A 16,397-nucleotide genomic window follows, 5' to 3' on the forward strand; every position below is an offset into this window, starting at 1 on the left:
AGGAGATCGCGGAACTGGAAGAGCCGTATGTGCCACACGCCGTAGCGGGATTTGCATAATAGGAAGCGCCAGGAGCGGCTTCGGTGAGAAGAGTGGACGTTCGTTAAGTGACGAGAATTTCAGACTCTGACCCGATCCGGACGTTTCTGATGTTCGTTGACAGCCCTAATGATGCCCCCGTGTGGCCATGTCCATGACCGCTCGATACCTGGTAGCACCGCAATTCGCTGTACCGCCGGCCCTGCTCAGGCGCGAGAACGTCAAGTGTCGAGAGGTGATAACGCAGATGAGCGAGCCGCAGGGCAGCCTGCGTCGCACCAATCTCCGCCGTCGCCGCTTGAAGGCTCGCGGGCGCTACCGACTTGGTGGCGAACTGACGGTCGAGGTCAGTCTCCTGCGTGATCAGGGCTCGCCCAGTGGAATGGCCTCCGCCTGCATCGCGGCATGGAGCTCCTGCACGCGAGTGCGCTGGTCCTTGGTCAGCCGGAGCTGGTCGCCCAGTTCGCGGGCATGGACAGGGCCGGGGTAGCCATTGAGTTCGGCTGGCAGGGCGAGCCCCATGTCGCGTCCGGCACACAGATCAGCAATCTGCTGGTCGGACAGCGCCTTCACGGTCCGGTGCTCCCAGCCGGCATAGGGCGAGGCGGGCGCATGTTGGGCATAGGCTGAACCCACGGCAGCAAGAAATGCGAGGAGTGCGAGAGTTGCGCGCAGCATCGACGGTCTCCAGGTGAGCAGGGGAGGGATGTTCCTGCAATCCGGGTTCACAGAGGTATGGTGGCGACGTAGATGGCCAGCATCAGCAGGACGCAAACTCCCGAAGCACCGACCAGCCATGGGGCGAGCCGGTTCCTGTAGTGCTCTTCCAGGCGTCTTTGGTGCTTGCGGCGGGACATCGTCGGCTTCCTCCCGATGGAATGGTGCATGGTGCCGTGTCGGGCTGGATCATAACCTGTTGGTGCGTCCGCCACGACCCAAAACTGGGGAAGTCGCGCGGTGGTTGGGGTCGACAGGGCCTGCCGCATTTCCGGACGGATATTGGGTTCTAATCCTTGGCGGCGGGGGCGAACCAAGGAGCAAGCCGATGGAAACCCGCATCGATGAGATCGGCGATGGCATCTATCGCCTTTCGACCTACGTGCCGGATATCGTGCCGCCGGCCGGCTTTACCTTCAATCAGTTCCTCATCCTCGGGGAGGAGCCGCTGCTGTTCCACGCCGGGTTGCGCAAGATGTTCCCACTGGTATCGGAAGCCGTGTCCCGGATCATGCCCGTCCAGGACCTGCGCTGGATCACCTTCGGCCACTACGAGGCCGACGAGTGTGGCGCCATGAACGAATGGCTGGCGGCCGCCCCAAACGCGGAGGTCGCACCGGGACGACGGGGTGCCTGGTGTCACTGAACGACATGGCCGACCGCGCGCCGCGCATTCTGGCCAACGGCGAGGTGATCGACATCGGCGGCAAGCGCATCCGCTACATCGACACGCCCCATGTGCCGCACGGCTGGGATGCCGGGGTGATCTATGAGGAGACCAGCCAGACGCTCTTCTGCGGCGATCTCTTCACGCATCTCGGTAACGGTCCCGCGCTCACCCAGAGCGACATCGTTGGGCCTGCTCTTGCGGCAGAGGACATCTTCTATGACACGAGCCTTGGCCCGAGCATCGCGCCGACCGTTCGTCGGCTGACTGACCTGGCCCCGCGCACCTTGGCCCTAATGCATGGATCATCCTTTAACGGTGATGCGGTCACGGCCCTGCACGATCTGGCCAGTGCCTACGACAAGCGCCTGCGGGCCGCGATGCCTGAGGTGCCGGCCTGAGCTTCAGCCCCACCCTACGGTCAGCCACAGCAGGCCGACCAGACCGAGTTCAGGCAAGCCAGTCCGGCGAGAAGGCGGAGCGCCGCGTCCGTGCCGCCCCATTCGATCAGGGTCGCTCCGATTGATGGCGACAGGGCCTGGGCGAGCAGGCTCGGCATAGCCAGCTTGCCCATGAGCGACGCGTACCCGAAGGGACCGAACAGCGCGAGCGGCAGCGTCCCCTTGGCGATGGAGCCGACGCCGTTGCCGGCCCCGTAGAGCGCCAGCGCCAGGGCAAGGATCGGGAATCCCACGACCAGCAGGATCACTCCGGCCGCAACCAGGGCGACGGAAGCCACCATGGTCCAGATCGGGTGGTAGTGACGTCCGAAGGCCATCTCGACAACCCGGGCACCCACTTGTGAGGGACCAACCAATGCTCCGAGGGCAACCGCCGCCGCGAGGTCCAGCCCACGGGCTTGCAGGAAGGTGAGCAGGTGGACCCCGATCATCGAGGCTGTCACCGCCCCAAGGGTCAGAACGGCGGCCAGCAGCAGGAATGCCCGATTGCGTCTGGACCAGTCAGCGTCTGCGAGGCAGGGGCTTCGGTGGTGCCCCCGGACGGCTTGGCACCCGGCTTGACCGTGCCGACGCCGGGCAGGACGAAGGCGTGCAGCGGCAGCGAGATGAGGATCTGGATCGCGGCGTAGACCGCACAGGCGCCGCGCCATCCGAAATGCTCGACTAGGGAGGCGCTGAGAGGCCAGCACACGGTGCTCGCGAAGCCGCCCCACAGGGTCAGGGTGGTGATCGCGCTTCGGGCCTGCTTGCCATACAGGCGTCCCAACGTAGCGAAGGCGGCATCGTAGAGCGCCGCCCCCATGCCGACGCCCATGAGCAGCCAGGCCATCAGGTAGACCGCGAGGCTGTGGGTCAGGGCCAGTGCGGTGAGACCCGTTCCAAGGAGGATCGGGCTGGCGGTGAGCACCGGACTGCCACCCCTTGCGTCGATGGTGCGGCCGACCTTCGGAGCCACCAGGCCGGCGGCGAGGAGGCCGAGCGACAGTCCCCCACGACCCAGCCGAGCGACCATCCGGTGTCAGCGGCAATCGGCTTGGCGAGCACGGCAGGCCGGTAGAAGGATGATCCCGAGGCAAGGATCTGCGTGATCCCGAGAGTGGCGATGACCACCCTCGGGCTTAGCTTCGGCATGACGGGATCGCCCGCCAGGGACTGACTCACGGGATTCGACACAGGCGGATCTCAGCAGCCGCCCGCAGGCTCCGCAACCTGCTCCGGCACCTATGCGGAGCCGCATCCGCAGCCGGACTTGCCCACGGCCTTGGCCTCGGCGTCCGCGACGCAGCAGGCGTCGACATTCACGGGAGCAGGACCGCCGCAGCAACCCGAGGAGGCGGGCGCACCATCGGCCGGTACGTTGGTCGAGCACACGCCCGTCTCCGGCAGCACGAGATGAATGTCGTCCGCTGCCGCGAGGTCTCCGGCGATAGCCGCGACGACCGAGCGCACCTGCTCGTAGCCCGTGAGCATCAGGAAGGTTGGAGCGCGGCCGTAGCTCTTGATCCCGACCGTGTAGAAGCCGGGCTCCGGGTGGGCGAGCTCGCGGTGACTATGCGGCGGGACAGACCCGCAGGAGTGCAGGTTCGGGTCAATCAGCGGGCCAAGCGCCTTCGAGCTCTCCAGCCACGGGTCAAGGTCGAGCCGGAGCTCGCGGGTGAGGTTGAGGTCCGGGCGTTGTCCGGTCGACACCACGATCCGGTCGACGGGTCCGATCTCGCGGAGGCCGCTTGCCGTCTCGCCCTCAACCATGACTTGCCCGCCGGCCGTTCGCACGCGAACCACGGAGAACCCGGCCACCAAGGTGACCCCCCTGCTGTCGACGAGCGCCTTGAGTCTGGAGCCGAGCTCGCCGCGGGCCGGGAGCTGGTCGGCGCGGCCGCCGCCGTAGACCCGCATTAGGTTCTCGCCGCGGGTCGCCCACACAATGGACGTCGCGGGGTTGCGCTCCGCCAGCTTCGCGAGGTCGAGGAGGACGTTGGCCGCCGAATGCCCGGCGCCGACGACAAGGACCGTCCTGCCCTCGTAGGCAGCGCGGTCGCGCCCGAGGACGTCAGGAATGCCGTAGGCGATGTACTTGGCGTTCTCGGACTCGCCCTCCGCGAGGATGCCGCCCGCGCCGAGCGGGTTCGGGGCCGTCCACGTCCCGGAGGCATCGATCACCGCCCGCGCCAGGTCGCGCCGGATGACGCCGTTGCCGGTCGAGACGGCAAGGACAAACGGCTTGGCCTCGCGGCTCTTGCTGAGCACCTTGTCGGCGCCATGTCGGGTAATGGCAGTGACCTTGGTGCCCGTCTCGATCACCGCCGCCATCTCCGGCGTCTCGGCGAGCGGCTTGAGGTAGGCCTCGTACAGGTCCGAGCCCGTCGGCATTGTCTTGCCGATCGGCTCCTGCCAGCCATGGGACTGAAGCAGGGCGCGGGCCGCCGTGTCGGTGTTGTACTCCCATGGCGAGAACAGACGCACATGGCCCCAGTCGCGGGCATTGGCTCCGACGGTGGCTCCGGCCTCGTAGACCTTTACGGGAAGGCCACGCTGGATCAGGTGGGCGGCGGCGGCGAGGCCCACCGGGCCTGCGCCGATGACGGCAACGGGGAGGACATCAGACGAGGGCATGGGAGGTCTCCTTGGTCAGCAGCAGGAGGCGGGGCGGGGGGAGAAGCCGTCGCGCACGCGCTCGACGAAAACGCGTCCGTGACAGCACAGGATCTTGAGCATTCGCGAGGGATCGCGGTGACGGGGCTGAGCCAGGACGGCGAGGACGTCCGCACGCTCGAGGCCGATGTCACGCAGGAGATGGTCGTCCAGTTCGCCGAGGGCGGCAACGTGCCGACGGATCTGAGCCACGCGAGCGAGATGGAAGAGGAAGGGGATGAAGCCGGGCATCTGCGAATCTTTCTGTATTTCTAGCATCATGGAAATAACGGGCAAAAAAAGATCACGCGGCGTTCTCCGCCTGGGTCGAGCATTCGGCGTCGGCGCAGCACTCGTCGGCCAGGAAGCCTATGAGGCCGTTCATCGCCGGGTAGCTGGCCCGGCAGATCAGGGTGGTGGCCTGCCGCTCCTGCGTTACCAGTCCAGTCAGCAGGAGCCGTTGGAGGTGGTGCGACAGGGTCGAGGGCGGAATGCCGAGACGCTCTTGGATCTGCCCGACGGGCAGGCCCGCCTCTCCCGCACGGACGAGGGTGCGGTAGACCTGGAGCCGGGTGGTGTTCCCGAGCGCCTCGAGCTGCTTGGCTGCTTGTTCGACGTTCATGGAAATAGGATGAGCGTGTCTGAATCGTACGTCAAGCGCTATTTCCGGATTTATCGAAATATCTTGCGGCGCATAGTTATTTTACCGCCACGCTGAAACCGGCTGCCGCATCGACGGTTCCTTCGACCAACGTATGTTAGCCCAAGGTGGCCCGAGCTGCCGCGCCGGACACGTCAGAGTAGTGCCCAAGGAGAGTGCCGCTGCCCTACGACGCTTCAGGTGACGTGCGCCTGCCCCACGTCACCGACCTCCATCCGGATGTTGCGACCTTCATGATCGCCCGCGTCTTCGCCGAGACTTACCGGGACGTGCTCGATGCACCCATCCCGTACCCGCTCGTCGCCATTCTCCGGCAGATGGAAGTCAGGGAGGCTGATCATGAACACTCTCCATCCTGAGCCACACCTCGCACTGATCGTCGAGGATGATCCTGATGTCCGGGCGCTTGCGGGCGCCTTGCTGGAGGAGACCCCGCTGGAGGTGGTCGAGGTCGAGAGCGCGGAAGCAGCCCTGGACTGTCTTCAGGAGCGTGGGGGCGAGGTGGCGATGGTGTTCGCCGACGTGCGCCTGCCGGGAGAGATGGACGGGGTCCAACTCGCCAAGGCAGCCTGCAAGCTCTGGCCCACAGTCCGGGTCGTGCTCACTTCCGGCGATCCCGGCGCAGTGTCCGAGGAGTTGCCGGAGTGTGTGACCTTCATGCCGAAGCCCTGGCGCGGCCTTGACGTGCTGGTCCAGGCCGAGAGGGCGATCCACCAGCCGCCGGTGACGTGACATGGCACAGGCTGCAATCAACGATCAAGCCGTGGTCCTCCTCGTCGAGGACGAGCCTCTGGTGCGCATGACCGCCGCCGACGAGCCGGAGGAGGCGGGCTTCCACGTGTTGGAGGCGGCGAATGCCGACGTGGCTTTGGCGGTGCTGGAGGCCCGCTCCAACGAGGTCCAGGTGCTGTTCACGGACGTGCACATGCCCGGCTCCATGGATGGTATGGAACTCGCCGAGCAGGTCCACCAGCGCTGGCCGCAGGTGCTTCTGCTCATCTCCTCAGGGTATGCCCGTCCGCATCCCGACGAGATACCGGATCACGGGCAGTTCATGCCGAAGCCCTATCACGCGGCCACCTTGGTCCGACACATCCACGACTTGATGCGGACGTTGCGGCAGTGAGCGGACCAGGACGCGCCGGTTCGCGGAGGGGAACGTTTCCCGCTCTTCGGCACCGACAATTCGCCTGGGCGTACAGACTGTAGCCCTGACCTGCCGGACGACTTTGTTCGTCACAAGACTCCCCTGGCCATCAGTCATTGTCGTTCGGGATATTCAGCACGTGGCCGCAGGCCTTGCAGTGAACGGCGTCCAGCTCGTGACGTTGCAGTCCGCACTGCGGGCACGGGTAGAGTACCTTGCCGCCCGGGCGGAACACGGCCTGCGCCAAGCGGAGGAATAGGGTGATGCCTACGAGCATCATGAGGATCGAGAGCACTTCGCCGCTGGTGCTGCCCATGAGGGTGACGTCCCCAATGCCCGTGGTGGAGAGCGTCGCCACCGTGAAGTAGAGCGCGTCGATGAAGTCCTCAATCTTCGGATTGATGCCGCGCTGGCTGACGTAGACTACGGAGGCGATCATGAACACGAAGACGGCCAGGTCCAGGGCGGCGTGGATCACCTCCAGGTTGCGGCGCACGACCGGGAACTGCCGCTTGATCTGGCCGAGCACGTTGTAGGACCGGATCAGCCGAACCGTGCGCAGGACACGCAGGAAGCCAAGATTGCCGCCGAGCGCCGAGACGAACAAGGAGCCGATGACCACGAGGTCGACCAGCGCCGCGCCGTTGTCCAGGTAGGCCATGGGATGGCGATGGGCGAGCATTCGGCCGAGGAACTCCAACGCGAGCAGCACCCCAAGCAGCAGGTCAATCACGCGCAGCCAAGTCGCGTCGGCGACGAAGCTGGTGGCGATGAAGTAGCCGATGGCAGCAATGTCGATGGCCAGCAGGCCCGCCTGAAAGGCGACGGCGGCGGGGCGGTGGCCGTAGAACAGGCGCCGCAGCCGGACCCGAACTCGGCGCAGGGTACTCGATCGCGCGCGCATGCGTTCTACCGTCTGGCTGCTGAGGCCGATGGATGTCTGGCTGGGGCGAGCCACTCCCTAGCGGGGAGAGTGCCGCCAAGCGTGGCGGGAAACCTCGGTGTCGGTTTGGCCATCTGCTTACCTTTCCTCCCGTCATTCGCCTCATCAGGCAGCATGGAAACGCCGGAACTGCCTGGGAAACCATCATTGCGATGGGGCCGGTTGGCTTTCGGTCGGGCTTTCAGCGAGACCACTGGCTGTAATGCTCATCGAGTCTTGGTCAGTTCCCTGACCGCTGATGGCGCCGGAGTTCCCCAGCCAGGCAGTTGGCCCGTTCCTCGGCCTGGGCCGGGTGGACCAAGGACCGGGCTTGAGGCTTCGCGGCGATCTCGCGGACGACCTTGGTTCGGACGGCCTGGGCAATCTGGTGCTTCTCCCGCACTGGGATCATAAAGGCCCCCGACCCGCCGATCACGCAGTCGCGGAAGTAGAGGTCGAGGTTGTCGATGTCCCACATGCCATCGGGCCGCTTCAGCATGAGCGGCAGCCCGTTAATAGTCACCCCCTGCGCCACCGCCTCGTCCCGGGCCGCGGTCACGATGCGGCCTTGGTTGTTGGCGCCGTCCCCGGAGACGTCGATCACCTGCCGCACGGGTGTTACCCCGCTCTCCCGGAGCTGCTTGAGGCTGAAGTCGATGGCGCCTGAGATGGACGTGTAGCCAAAACGGTGGAGGGATGTTTGGGCTAGACGGCCCGCAAAGGCATGGCTGTCTGCCGGGTGCTCGATCACGGTCCACGGCACAATCACCTGCTGGTATCCCGCTCCGGCCCATTCGACGTAGGTCACGGCGATGCGGCCCAGCATGCCTTTGCCGATGGCCTCGTGCACTTCAGGGGAATGGAAGGCGTCGACGAAACCCTGCCGCTGGAGTTCCTGCTCGTCCGGCTCCATTGAAAGAGAGACGTCGACCGCCAGCACCAGCGCCAGATCTACCTCGGTCTCGGCATGAGCGCTCCATGCCCCCAGAACCACCAGCCATGCTGTCAGCAGCAGGGAGCACAGGGCACGCGCGATGCCGATCATCCTAAGCTCCCGTTCAGGCAGGAAATCCTAAACCCTAAAAATTAGAGCATTCGGCAGGCTCGGCGATTCCCGGGCCGCGGGTTGGCGGAGGAGGCGGACATGGCAACACGACGGCTTCGTTATGCCTTGTGGCAGCACCGCCGCTCCCTGAAACGGCAGGCGGTGGCACAGGAGAGCGCGGCCGAGCGTCTGTTTGGCTTGGCGGAGATCCTCGCCACAGCGGGGCGGCCGGAGCCTGCACGGCGCTTGGAGAAAATCGCGCTGCGCTTCAGGGTCAAGGCTATCTGCCTGACGGCCCGAGCCGAAGCGGTGGATTGGCGGGCTAGAGCATGGCAGCCCGCCCGGCAATCTTTTGGCAGTGATGGCCGCTAGAGCCAACCCCGCCACTTGAACCAGTGGTAGGGCACCACCGCCGATAGTACCATGAGCAGCAGGGCGACGACATAGCCGTAGTCCCAGCGTAGCTCCGGCATGAACTCGAAGTTCATGCCGTAGATCGTCCCCACCAGGGTCGGCGGCAGGAACAGCACCGCAGCGATCGAGAATACCTTGATGATGCGGTTTTGGTCGAGGTTGATCAGGCCGAGCGTGGCGTCATGCAGGTACACGATCTCGGACGAGAGCTGCCCCTCGTAGGCCGAGAGCGAGCGTAGATCCCGCTCGACCTGCTTCAGGCGGGCCGGGCTGCCGTTGGTGAGCCACTCCTCTGCCCCTTGCCGCACGTACGGGATCAGCCGTGACAGCGACAGCAGGCTCTCGCGCAGGATCGCCACGGTCATGTTCTTGCGCCCAAGTCGACGAATGAGGGCTTGGAGTTCGTCCTCCACGCGCTTGACCTTGCGGCGCTTCGGGCTGCGATCCTCGACGAAGAGCCGAGTCGAAACCTCGTTCAGGTCGGCGGCCACCATCTCCAGCACGTCGGCGGCGCGCTCGACGATGCTCTCCAGGAGCGAGGCCAGGAGGCTGTCGGCGGTGGTGTGAGCCTCGGGCTGGCGCTGGGACTTGGCCATGAACGTGCGGAAGGGTACCGGGTCGGCGTAGCGCACCGACACCAGATGGGTCTTTGTTAGGACGAAGGTGACTTGCGTGCGGGAGGGCCGGCCCTCGGCGACGCCGTTGATGATCACGGCCGTCATGACCAAGGCGTCATGCTCCTGGTAAAGACGAGCTGACTCCTCGATCTCTGCCATCTCCTGCCGGGTCGGCACCTGAAGACCCAGCCGCGCCTCGACCGCCTTCTCCTCCTCGTGTGTGGGATCCAAGAGGTCGATCCAGAGCGCATCAGCGGGAGCAGGAAGCGTCGCGCTGTCCTGCGTCAGGCGCACGAGACGGCCCTGGCACAAGCCATGAAAGTTCATCATCGGGTAGTCCTCAGGCAGGAACGGCTAGCCGCGCGTGGGCTTCGGCGGCGTCGCGTGATGGGCGAGGTTGTCCGACGAGGATGCCCCGGGGTCAGGGCCGAAGGCAACGGCGGCGATGTGCAGGCCGATGATCGGCGCGAACACGAGCCCGAGAAGAAGGACGAGCATCAGCGTCACGCCGCGATCGTCGGAGGATACTTGCTCCGTGCGCACGCCGGCGCGGAGCGGGAACAGGTTTAGGAGGGTCATGGCTCACCTCGGTTCCGACCAGCCGTCGCGGGCCGGTCGCGGGTGAGCCGATCAAGCGATCAGGCGTCCGCGCGGGCCGACAACGGCGTGGTCAATCGACTGGGACTGTCGCTTGGCATGGGGTTCAGGGTTCCTGTGGGTCTGCGGCCCGCCGAAGCAGGCTGCGGATGGACAAGCCAGATGCGCCCGTTGCGGTTCCCGGTCAAGCCCCGATGCACATCCCTTCACACCTGTGACCGGCACATGTCGGGATCGATCCCGGGAGAACCATGCTGATGTCCGCCAGAAGGCAGCCCGCCCGCTCTGCGGCAGCGGCTATGCACAAAATGATGAAACCGCTTAGGATCCGTGCGGCCTCGGAAACCCGCCATGCTCATTGGTCAGCTCGCACTGATCGTCGCCGCCATGTTCTCGGGCGCGGCCCTCTACATCAACGTGGCCGATCAGCCCGCCGGCCTGGGGCTGGACGACCACGCCCTGCTCACCGAGTGGAAGCCGTCCTACAAGCACGGCTTGGCCATGCAGGCACCCTTGGCCGTTATTGGCTTCCTGCTCGGGCTGGCGGCGTGGTGGCAGGCCGAGCACGTCGGGTGGTTGATCGTGGCGCTGCTCATGATCGCGAACTGGCCCGTCACGTTCTTCGCCATCATGCCGACCAACAACAGGCTCATGGCAGCCGATCCGGCAGCAGCTGGCACCGAAAGTCGGGCCATGATCGAGCGGTGGGGTTCGCTGCACGCCGTACGCACCGCCCTTGGCTTTGCCTCCTGCCCCGCATTTCTGTGGGCGTCCCTCCCTTAAGCAGAACTTCACGTAGTTCCGGGATCACGCAGGATGCCACTGCCTGCGATCCTGCCTGCAGTCTCCCGAGGGCCTTCGGTGCTGACGATGTTTGGTGCAAGGCGCGCCTCCTATTCGACTGCATCATGCAGAATCGGAGGGCTTTGGCCAACGACACGAACTGCTATGACCTGACGACGAAGCGTCTCGGGCGCTGTCCACGGTAGAGAAGGTCACGCTGTAGTAAGCCGCACATGGAGTTTGCGTAAGATGCCCCGTGGATTGATGCATTGTGCGGCGATTGAAGGTCTCCTTCTGGCACTCCCCGGACCAAAGAGCTTGGTCTGCTTCGGTGATTAGGAGCAAACGTTCGTCGAGCGGCCCGAATGTGGAAGTTTAACCCTAATCGGATGTTTTCCCTTAGCAAATGGAGACCTAATCTTCGGAATCGGCCCATGCGACAGATCCACGGCCGCTCTGTTTAATCCGACGCTTGGAAGGCTCTACTTCTTATCCAGCCGAACTCGGCAGGGATGCTTGTTTTACCCTGCGGCGGGAACTAACATGTTAATTGGTCAAGGTTTGCGAAAGACGAACCAGACTTGGGAAGAACGCTGTCCTAGGAGGATCGTATGGCATCCGCTGCTCGCCTGTCCGCATTTGCTTTCACCGGTTTTCTGCTCACGTCCGTTGCGTCCCTCGCCGCGCCCAAGACCGTCTCGGGTCCGGGGCCGGATCCGAACTGTTTCAAGCCGTGGAATGCCCAGACCAAGTACATGCAATGGGATAAGAAGCCCGGCCCCTATCGCATCGCGGTGGTGAACGGCTTCGTCGGCAATACTTGGCGTATCCAGATGATCCAGACCGCCAAGGCATATGCCGAGCAGGCTGGCATGAAGGACAAGATCAAGGAGTTGAAGGTCGTCTCGACCGGGACCGACGTCGCCGCGCAACTCGGCGCCGTCGAGGATTTCATCAACCAGGGTTACGACGCCATTATCACAATCGCGGTGGCGCCCGAAGGCTTCGACCGGGTAATCCGCCTGGCTGATCGCAATAACGTGGTGATCGTGCCCTTCGACAACGTGCTCGACACCGACAAGGTTATGCAGGTGAACGAGGACCAGCTCGAAATCGGACGTCTCTCGGCACGGCATCTCCTAAAGGAATTGGGCCAGAAGCGCGACGGCAAGATCCTTGAGGTGCGTGGCCTGCCTGGCAACTCGGTGGACCGCGACCGCCATCTCGGCTTCCGCGAGGTGATGGAGAAGGAAGGCAAGTTCCAGATCGTCGAGGTGGTTGGCAATTGGGACGACGGCACGGCTCAGAAGGCCACCGCCGATGCGCTCGCCGTTCACGGCAAGTTCGAGGCCGTGTTTACCCAGGGCGGCTCGACTGGATCCGTGCGCGCCATGATGGACGCGAAGCATCCCTTCGTGCCGATGGCAGGCGAGGGCGAGAACGGCTACCGCAAGCTCATCGTGCAACATGCGGGCGAGGGGCTGAAAGGATTCTCGTACAGCCAGTCTCCCGGCCTCGTGGCCATTTCCATGAAGGCCGCGATCTCGGCGCTCGAAGGCAATCCAATGCCTCAGCTCATCTCGGTGCCGATCCCGGCTGTCGATTACACAACCCTCAAGGACAATGTGAACTACTGGTCGAATCTCTCCGACAACTTCTTCGCGGCTAATGAATTCCCGGCCTGCGGCGTTAACGTGACGGCGCCGGAGATCATGGCTAAGGACGCCAAGAACACGCAGTAGGAAGTACGCAGTCAAAGCACATCGGCTCCTGTCCGGACGAATGCCCGGACAGGAGCCTCCTCTGACGATCAAAGAGGCCCTATGCGCGAACCTGCGCCCTTCTTCGCCCTCGAAAACATCTCCAAACGATATGGCGGCGTCCATGCCTTGCGGGATGTGGATTTCGCGTGCAGCCGTGGGTCGATCCACGCCGTCTTGGGGGAGAACGGCGCCGGGAAGTCGACCCTCATGAAGATCATGACGGGCGTCGTGCAGCCGGATGAAGGCCGCATGATCCTCGAAGGGACGCCCGTCACGTTCCCGAACCCGACGGCGGCGAACCGCGCCGGGATCGTGTGCATCTTCCAGGAGCTCTCGCTGATGCCGGAGCTCACGGTGGCGGACAACATCACCCTGTCGAGCCCGCCGCGCCGCTTTGGGTTCATCGACGGCCGCGCGCAGCGACGGCGGTCGGAGGAAATGCTCGCCCGTATCGGGTGCGAGGACATCAACCCCCTGAGCCGCGTGTCGGATCTGCCACTTTCCCGGCGGCAGATGGTCGAGATTGCGAAGGCGCTTGGCCGCGATCCGAAGCTCCTCATTCTCGACGAGGCTACCTCGGCCCTGACCGCCGCCGATGTGGACCGCGTCTATCGCATGCTGTTCGAGCTGAAGGCGCACGACCTGAGCATCCTCTACATTTCTCATCGCATGCAGGAAATTGAGGCGCTGGCGGATCGCTGCTCCGTATTTCGGAACGGGCGACACATTGAAACGTTCGCTAAAGGCGCGCGAAGCAATGACGAGATCATCGGCCTTATGATCGGCCGCGAGATCGAAGGACAGTTTCCGCCGAAGCCGAGGCGGCCGCGACCGGCGCCTCTCGTCACGATCCGTGACCTTTCTTGGGAGAACCGCCTCAATGGCGTTGGACTTGAGGCGGGACGCGGCGAGATCGTGGGGCTGGGCGGCCTCGACGGGCAGGGGCAGAAGGAATTGCTGCTCGCACTCTTCGGCGTCCTGCGCGGCGTTCGCGGCACTGTGACACTCGACGGGCAGCCCATGCTCGCAGCCTCGCCAAGGGCCGCGAAGAACGGCCGAGCCGGGATGGCGCTCGTGCCGGAGGATCGCAAGAGCGAGGGACTCATCCTCTCCATGTCGATCGCCAACAATATCGCCATGGCATCGCTCGATCGTCTCTCACACGGAACGTTCATCGATAAGGGACGCACCCGTCGGGCCGTGGAGCGGGCCATCGAGCAGCTACGGATCAAGATCGGCAACGCAGGCGATCCGGTGTCGACCCTGTCCGGCGGAAACCAGCAGAAGGTGGTGATCGCCAAGTGGCTCGCGACGGATCCCGACGTTATCCTGCTCAATGATCCGACCCGTGGCATCGACGTGGGTACGAAGCAGGAGATCTACCGGCTCATGCGCGATCTTGCGGAGAAGGGCGCCTGCGTCCTGTTCTACTCTACGGATTATGAGGAGTTGATCGGCTGCTGCGACCGCGTCGCCGTCATGTATGACGGCCGCATTATCCGCGAACTCGAAGGCGAGTCCATCACGGAACGAAACCTTATCGCGAGCGCGCTCAACATCGTCGAGCGGTGGGAGCCAGCCCATGTCTGACACGGTGCTCACCCCCGCTGCCGCGGAGCCGCAAGGGAAGACACGCCGGTGGAGTGAGGGCTTAGGGCTGCGGTGTCGGCAGCACTCCGGCATCCTCGGCGCGCTCGCGCTCTTTCTTGTGCTCTACCTTTTCTATCAGCTGAGCCATCCCCGAGGATTCACAGGGCCGATCCTGATCCAGAACGCCAACGAGGTCTTTGCCCTGGCGCTCGTGTCGATGGCACAGACGGTACCTGTGCTCATGGCTGGGCTCGATCTTTCGGTCGGCGCCGTGATGACCCTCGTGGGCTGCATCGCAAGCCACCTTGTCGACGGCAGTCCGGCCGAGATCGCGCTCGGCATTGTCATCTGTCTCGCATCCGGCGCCGCGTGCGGCTTTGTCAATGGATGCGTTGTGGTCTATGGGCGCATCCAGCCCATCATCGCGACACTTGCCACGAGCGCGATCTACATGGGGCTTGCCCTCATCCTACGGCCGACACCCGGCGGTAAGGTGCAGGAGGATCTGTCCTGGGCCGTGACAAGCGACGTGCGTGAATTCGCGGCAACCTTCGGTCTCTTCGACGATGGCGAGGCCGCCTGGCTGCAGCCGTTCGCGTGGATCCCGGTTCCGTTCGTGCTGCTTGCGCTTATCATCCTTCTGGTATGGGTGCCGTTCACCCGTTCTGTCACGGGACGCACGGTCTATGCGGTCGGGTCGTCCGAAAGCGCGGCCTACATGTCGGGCCTTCCGATCAGTCGGGCGAAGCTCGCGGCCTTCACGTTGGCCGGCCTCTTTGCCGGTCTTGGCGGCCTGTTCCTCGCCCTCCAGACCTCGTCTGGCAACGCAGACATTCCCCAGGCCGGAGCCTATACGCTGAATTCTATCGCGGCCGTGGTTATCGGCGGCACGTCGCTTCTCGGGGGCGCCGGAAGCGCCATCGGGTCCATGATCGGCGCGATGGTGCTGCGCACAATCTCCTTCAACTTCCGCATCTTCGACGTGGCGCCCCTTCTGCAGCCGCTGTTTGAGGGCCTCGTGCTCCTCGCCGCCGTGAGCATTGGTGGTCTGAGACTGTTGCGTCTCAAGAACAAGCTCGAGGTATTCCGGTGAGCAGAACCGCCGACACGATCATCGCGCCACGAAGCCTCCGCCTCGGGCCCGACGACAAACCCGTGGTCTTTGCGGCCGGCTTTGTCCTGCTCATTCTGCTCGTCGGGACAGGCTACACGCTCTACACGCAAGGGAGCGCGCCGCTGCTGCAGCCGCAATATCTGCTGCAGCAGCTTCAGGTGGGTTCCTTCCTGGGAATCGTGGCGGCCGGGCTCATGGTCGTCATCCTACTCGGCCATATCGATCTCTCAGCGCCTTGGACCTTGACCGCCGCCGCCATGATGGCGACCGCCGTCGGCGGCCCATGGGCGATCCCCGCAGGCATCGGCGTTGGTCTCCTCGTCGGCATTGCCAACGGACTCGGCGTCGCGTATCTGCGCGTGCCTTCTATGATCTTCACGCTCGGCATGAACGCCGTGATACGTGGCCTCATGGTGGCGCATACCGGCGGCTTTGCCCCGGCGACGGCGGCCACGGACCTGATGCAGTATCTTGCGGTCTCCCGCATCGGCGGGGTGATTCCGGTTGCACTCCTCGTCTGGCTCGCGATTTCCCTAATTATCGTGGTGATCCTGACGCGCACGACCCTCGGTCGCGCCATCTATGCGATAGGCAATCGCGAGCGGGCAGCCTATCTCTCGGGCATCGACACGAATCGCGTGATCCTCATCGCCTTCGCGCTTTCGGGTGCGGCGGCTGGCCTAGCCGGCGTGTTGCTCGCCGGGTACTCCACCAAGGCCTACCAGGGCATGGGTGATGCCTATCTTCTCCCGGCCATTGCCGCTGTGGTGATCGGCGGCACCAACATCCTCGGCGGACGCGGGCGCTATCTCGGCACATTAGTGGGCGTCATACTGATCGTGCTCTTGAACTCGGTGCTCTCCATCATGCAGATGCCTGAGGCCGGTCGGCAGATCATCTATGGCTGCGTCATCATCTCGATGCTGCTTGTCTACGGACGTGGGGACCGGGTAACTGGATGATGGTTGGTCACTTGATCTCCTCGAGACTCGGGAGAGTGCCAGATGCTAGTTCGCAATAGCTACAATCATTACCGTTAGATCGAATGCGCTTTGCCCTACTCGCGAGTTCTGGCATCAAACTGAAGGTCCGGAACTGGCAGATACTGTTGAAAAGCTCCGTAAGTGCCGTTTTCGGGTGCTTGACGTACAGGATGCTGGGCCTGATCTGGCGATAGGCCCTAGTAAAAGACCGACGCAGCAGCGCCTGGGACTTTTTCAACATTGGGT

The 16,397-nt window shown here is 64.2% G+C and carries 22 protein-coding genes; 10 read left to right on the forward strand and 12 right to left on the reverse strand.

The annotated features are described in order from the left end of the window. Window positions 1-402 precede the first annotated feature (402 nt). Window positions 403-717 (reverse strand): hypothetical protein, encoded by a 315-nt coding sequence (locus JKL45_RS24025; protein ID WP_201864321.1) that lies wholly within the window; start codon window positions 715-717, stop codon window positions 403-405. 47 nt (window positions 718-764) lie between these two features. Beyond that, a complete protein-coding gene (locus tag JKL45_RS30555) occupies window positions 765-896 on the reverse strand; it encodes a hypothetical protein (protein WP_281401807.1) in 132 nt (43 codons plus the stop codon). 188 nt (window positions 897-1,084) lie between these two features. On the opposite strand from JKL45_RS30555, the gene JKL45_RS30155 reads away from it, so the two are divergent. Further along, on the forward strand, window positions 1,085-1,402 hold the full coding sequence (locus tag JKL45_RS30155) for an oxygen-binding di-iron domain-containing protein (RefSeq protein ID WP_246498894.1): 318 nt from the start codon (window positions 1,085-1,087) through the stop codon (window positions 1,400-1,402). After that, window positions 1,393-1,824, forward strand: coding sequence for an MBL fold metallo-hydrolase (locus JKL45_RS30160; protein WP_246498896.1), 432 nt, complete (start codon window positions 1,393-1,395; stop codon window positions 1,822-1,824). Before JKL45_RS30155 ends, JKL45_RS30160 begins: the two co-directional genes overlap by 10 nt. Window positions 1,825-1,844: 20 nt before the next feature. On the opposite strand, the gene JKL45_RS30165 is transcribed toward JKL45_RS30160, so the two are convergent. The 6 genes from JKL45_RS30165 to JKL45_RS24055 all read right to left on the reverse strand — a co-directional run bounded on the left by JKL45_RS30165 (window position 1,845) and on the right by JKL45_RS24055 (window position 5,517). Continuing rightward, window positions 1,845-2,315, reverse strand: a complete 471-nt coding sequence (locus JKL45_RS30165; protein ID WP_246498898.1) for a hypothetical protein — start codon at window positions 2,313-2,315, stop codon at window positions 1,845-1,847. A gap of 23 nt (window positions 2,316-2,338) precedes the next feature. Continuing rightward, window positions 2,339-2,896: an MFS transporter gene (locus JKL45_RS30170; protein ID WP_246498900.1), complete on the reverse strand. Its 558-nt coding sequence runs from the start codon at window positions 2,894-2,896 to the stop codon at window positions 2,339-2,341. Between the two features lie 209 nt (window positions 2,897-3,105). Further along, window positions 3,106-4,497 (reverse strand): FAD-dependent oxidoreductase, encoded by a 1,392-nt coding sequence (locus JKL45_RS24040; protein ID WP_201864322.1) that lies wholly within the window; start codon window positions 4,495-4,497, stop codon window positions 3,106-3,108. A 15-nt stretch (window positions 4,498-4,512) separates the two neighbouring features. Next, complete coding sequence (locus JKL45_RS30925) at window positions 4,513-4,797, reverse strand: DUF1127 domain-containing protein (protein WP_376771071.1); 285 nt, start codon at window positions 4,795-4,797, stop codon at window positions 4,513-4,515. 22 nt (window positions 4,798-4,819) lie between these two features. Further along, window positions 4,820-5,137, reverse strand: coding sequence for an ArsR/SmtB family transcription factor (locus JKL45_RS24050; protein WP_201864325.1), 318 nt, complete (start codon window positions 5,135-5,137; stop codon window positions 4,820-4,822). A 215-nt stretch (window positions 5,138-5,352) separates the two neighbouring features. Next, window positions 5,353-5,517, reverse strand: a complete 165-nt coding sequence (locus JKL45_RS24055; RefSeq protein ID WP_201864327.1) for a hypothetical protein — start codon at window positions 5,515-5,517, stop codon at window positions 5,353-5,355. On the opposite strand from JKL45_RS24055, the gene JKL45_RS24060 reads away from it, so the two are divergent. After that, window positions 5,516-5,908: a response regulator gene (locus JKL45_RS24060; protein WP_201864329.1), complete on the forward strand. Its 393-nt coding sequence runs from the start codon at window positions 5,516-5,518 to the stop codon at window positions 5,906-5,908. The genes JKL45_RS24055 and JKL45_RS24060 overlap by 2 nt on opposite strands. A gap of 1 nt (window position 5,909) precedes the next feature. Further along, window positions 5,910-6,302 carry a response regulator gene (locus JKL45_RS24065; protein WP_201864332.1) on the forward strand — a complete coding sequence of 131 codons (393 nt, stop codon included), beginning with the start codon at window positions 5,910-5,912 and terminating at the stop codon, window positions 6,300-6,302. A 130-nt stretch (window positions 6,303-6,432) separates the two neighbouring features. On the opposite strand, the gene JKL45_RS24070 is transcribed toward JKL45_RS24065, so the two are convergent. Together JKL45_RS24070 and JKL45_RS24075 are read right to left on the reverse strand one after the other, a co-directional pair. Next, window positions 6,433-7,227 carry a potassium channel family protein gene (locus tag JKL45_RS24070; RefSeq protein ID WP_201864335.1) on the reverse strand — a complete coding sequence of 265 codons (795 nt, stop codon included), beginning with the start codon at window positions 7,225-7,227 and terminating at the stop codon, window positions 6,433-6,435. Between the two features lie 259 nt (window positions 7,228-7,486). Further along, a complete protein-coding gene (locus JKL45_RS24075; RefSeq protein WP_201864338.1) occupies window positions 7,487-8,290 on the reverse strand; it encodes a DUF1194 domain-containing protein in 804 nt (267 codons plus the stop codon). 99 nt (window positions 8,291-8,389) lie between these two features. On the opposite strand from JKL45_RS24075, the gene JKL45_RS24080 reads away from it, so the two are divergent. Beyond that, on the forward strand, window positions 8,390-8,662 hold the full coding sequence (locus tag JKL45_RS24080; protein WP_201864340.1) for a hypothetical protein: 273 nt from the start codon (window positions 8,390-8,392) through the stop codon (window positions 8,660-8,662). Here JKL45_RS24080 and JKL45_RS24085 read toward each other — a convergent pair. Together JKL45_RS24085 and JKL45_RS24090 are read right to left on the reverse strand one after the other, a co-directional pair. Further along, the gene (locus JKL45_RS24085) at window positions 8,659-9,651 is read right to left on the reverse strand and encodes a magnesium transporter CorA family protein (RefSeq protein ID WP_201864342.1); all 993 of its coding nucleotides are present in this window, start codon (window positions 9,649-9,651) and stop codon (window positions 8,659-8,661) included. The genes JKL45_RS24080 and JKL45_RS24085 overlap by 4 nt on opposite strands. A 24-nt stretch (window positions 9,652-9,675) precedes the next feature. After that, window positions 9,676-9,900 (reverse strand): hypothetical protein, encoded by a 225-nt coding sequence (locus JKL45_RS24090; RefSeq protein WP_201864344.1) that lies wholly within the window; start codon window positions 9,898-9,900, stop codon window positions 9,676-9,678. Between the two features lie 369 nt (window positions 9,901-10,269). Between JKL45_RS24090 and JKL45_RS24095 the strand changes: the two genes are divergently transcribed. The 5 genes from JKL45_RS24095 to JKL45_RS24115 all read left to right on the forward strand — a co-directional run bounded on the left by JKL45_RS24095 (window position 10,270) and on the right by JKL45_RS24115 (window position 16,130). Next, window positions 10,270-10,701 (forward strand): anthrone oxygenase family protein, encoded by a 432-nt coding sequence (locus tag JKL45_RS24095; RefSeq protein WP_201864346.1) that lies wholly within the window; start codon window positions 10,270-10,272, stop codon window positions 10,699-10,701. Window positions 10,702-11,312: 611 nt separating this feature from the next. Further along, window positions 11,313-12,443 (forward strand): sugar ABC transporter substrate-binding protein, encoded by a 1,131-nt coding sequence (locus tag JKL45_RS24100; RefSeq protein WP_201864348.1) that lies wholly within the window; start codon window positions 11,313-11,315, stop codon window positions 12,441-12,443. Between the two features lie 81 nt (window positions 12,444-12,524). Next, complete coding sequence (locus JKL45_RS24105; protein ID WP_201864349.1) at window positions 12,525-14,054, forward strand: sugar ABC transporter ATP-binding protein; 1,530 nt, start codon at window positions 12,525-12,527, stop codon at window positions 14,052-14,054. Then, window positions 14,047-15,147, forward strand: coding sequence for an ABC transporter permease (locus tag JKL45_RS24110; RefSeq protein WP_201864350.1), 1,101 nt, complete (start codon window positions 14,047-14,049; stop codon window positions 15,145-15,147). The genes JKL45_RS24105 and JKL45_RS24110 overlap by 8 nt, the downstream gene beginning before the upstream one ends. After that, window positions 15,144-16,130: an ABC transporter permease gene (locus JKL45_RS24115; RefSeq protein WP_201864351.1), complete on the forward strand. Its 987-nt coding sequence runs from the start codon at window positions 15,144-15,146 to the stop codon at window positions 16,128-16,130. The genes JKL45_RS24110 and JKL45_RS24115 overlap by 4 nt, the downstream gene beginning before the upstream one ends. The last annotated feature ends 267 nt before the right edge of the window (window positions 16,131-16,397 follow it).

It is taken from the genome of Microvirga soli (assembly GCF_016734765.1).
Lineage (GTDB): Bacteria > Pseudomonadota > Alphaproteobacteria > Rhizobiales > Beijerinckiaceae > Microvirga > Microvirga soli.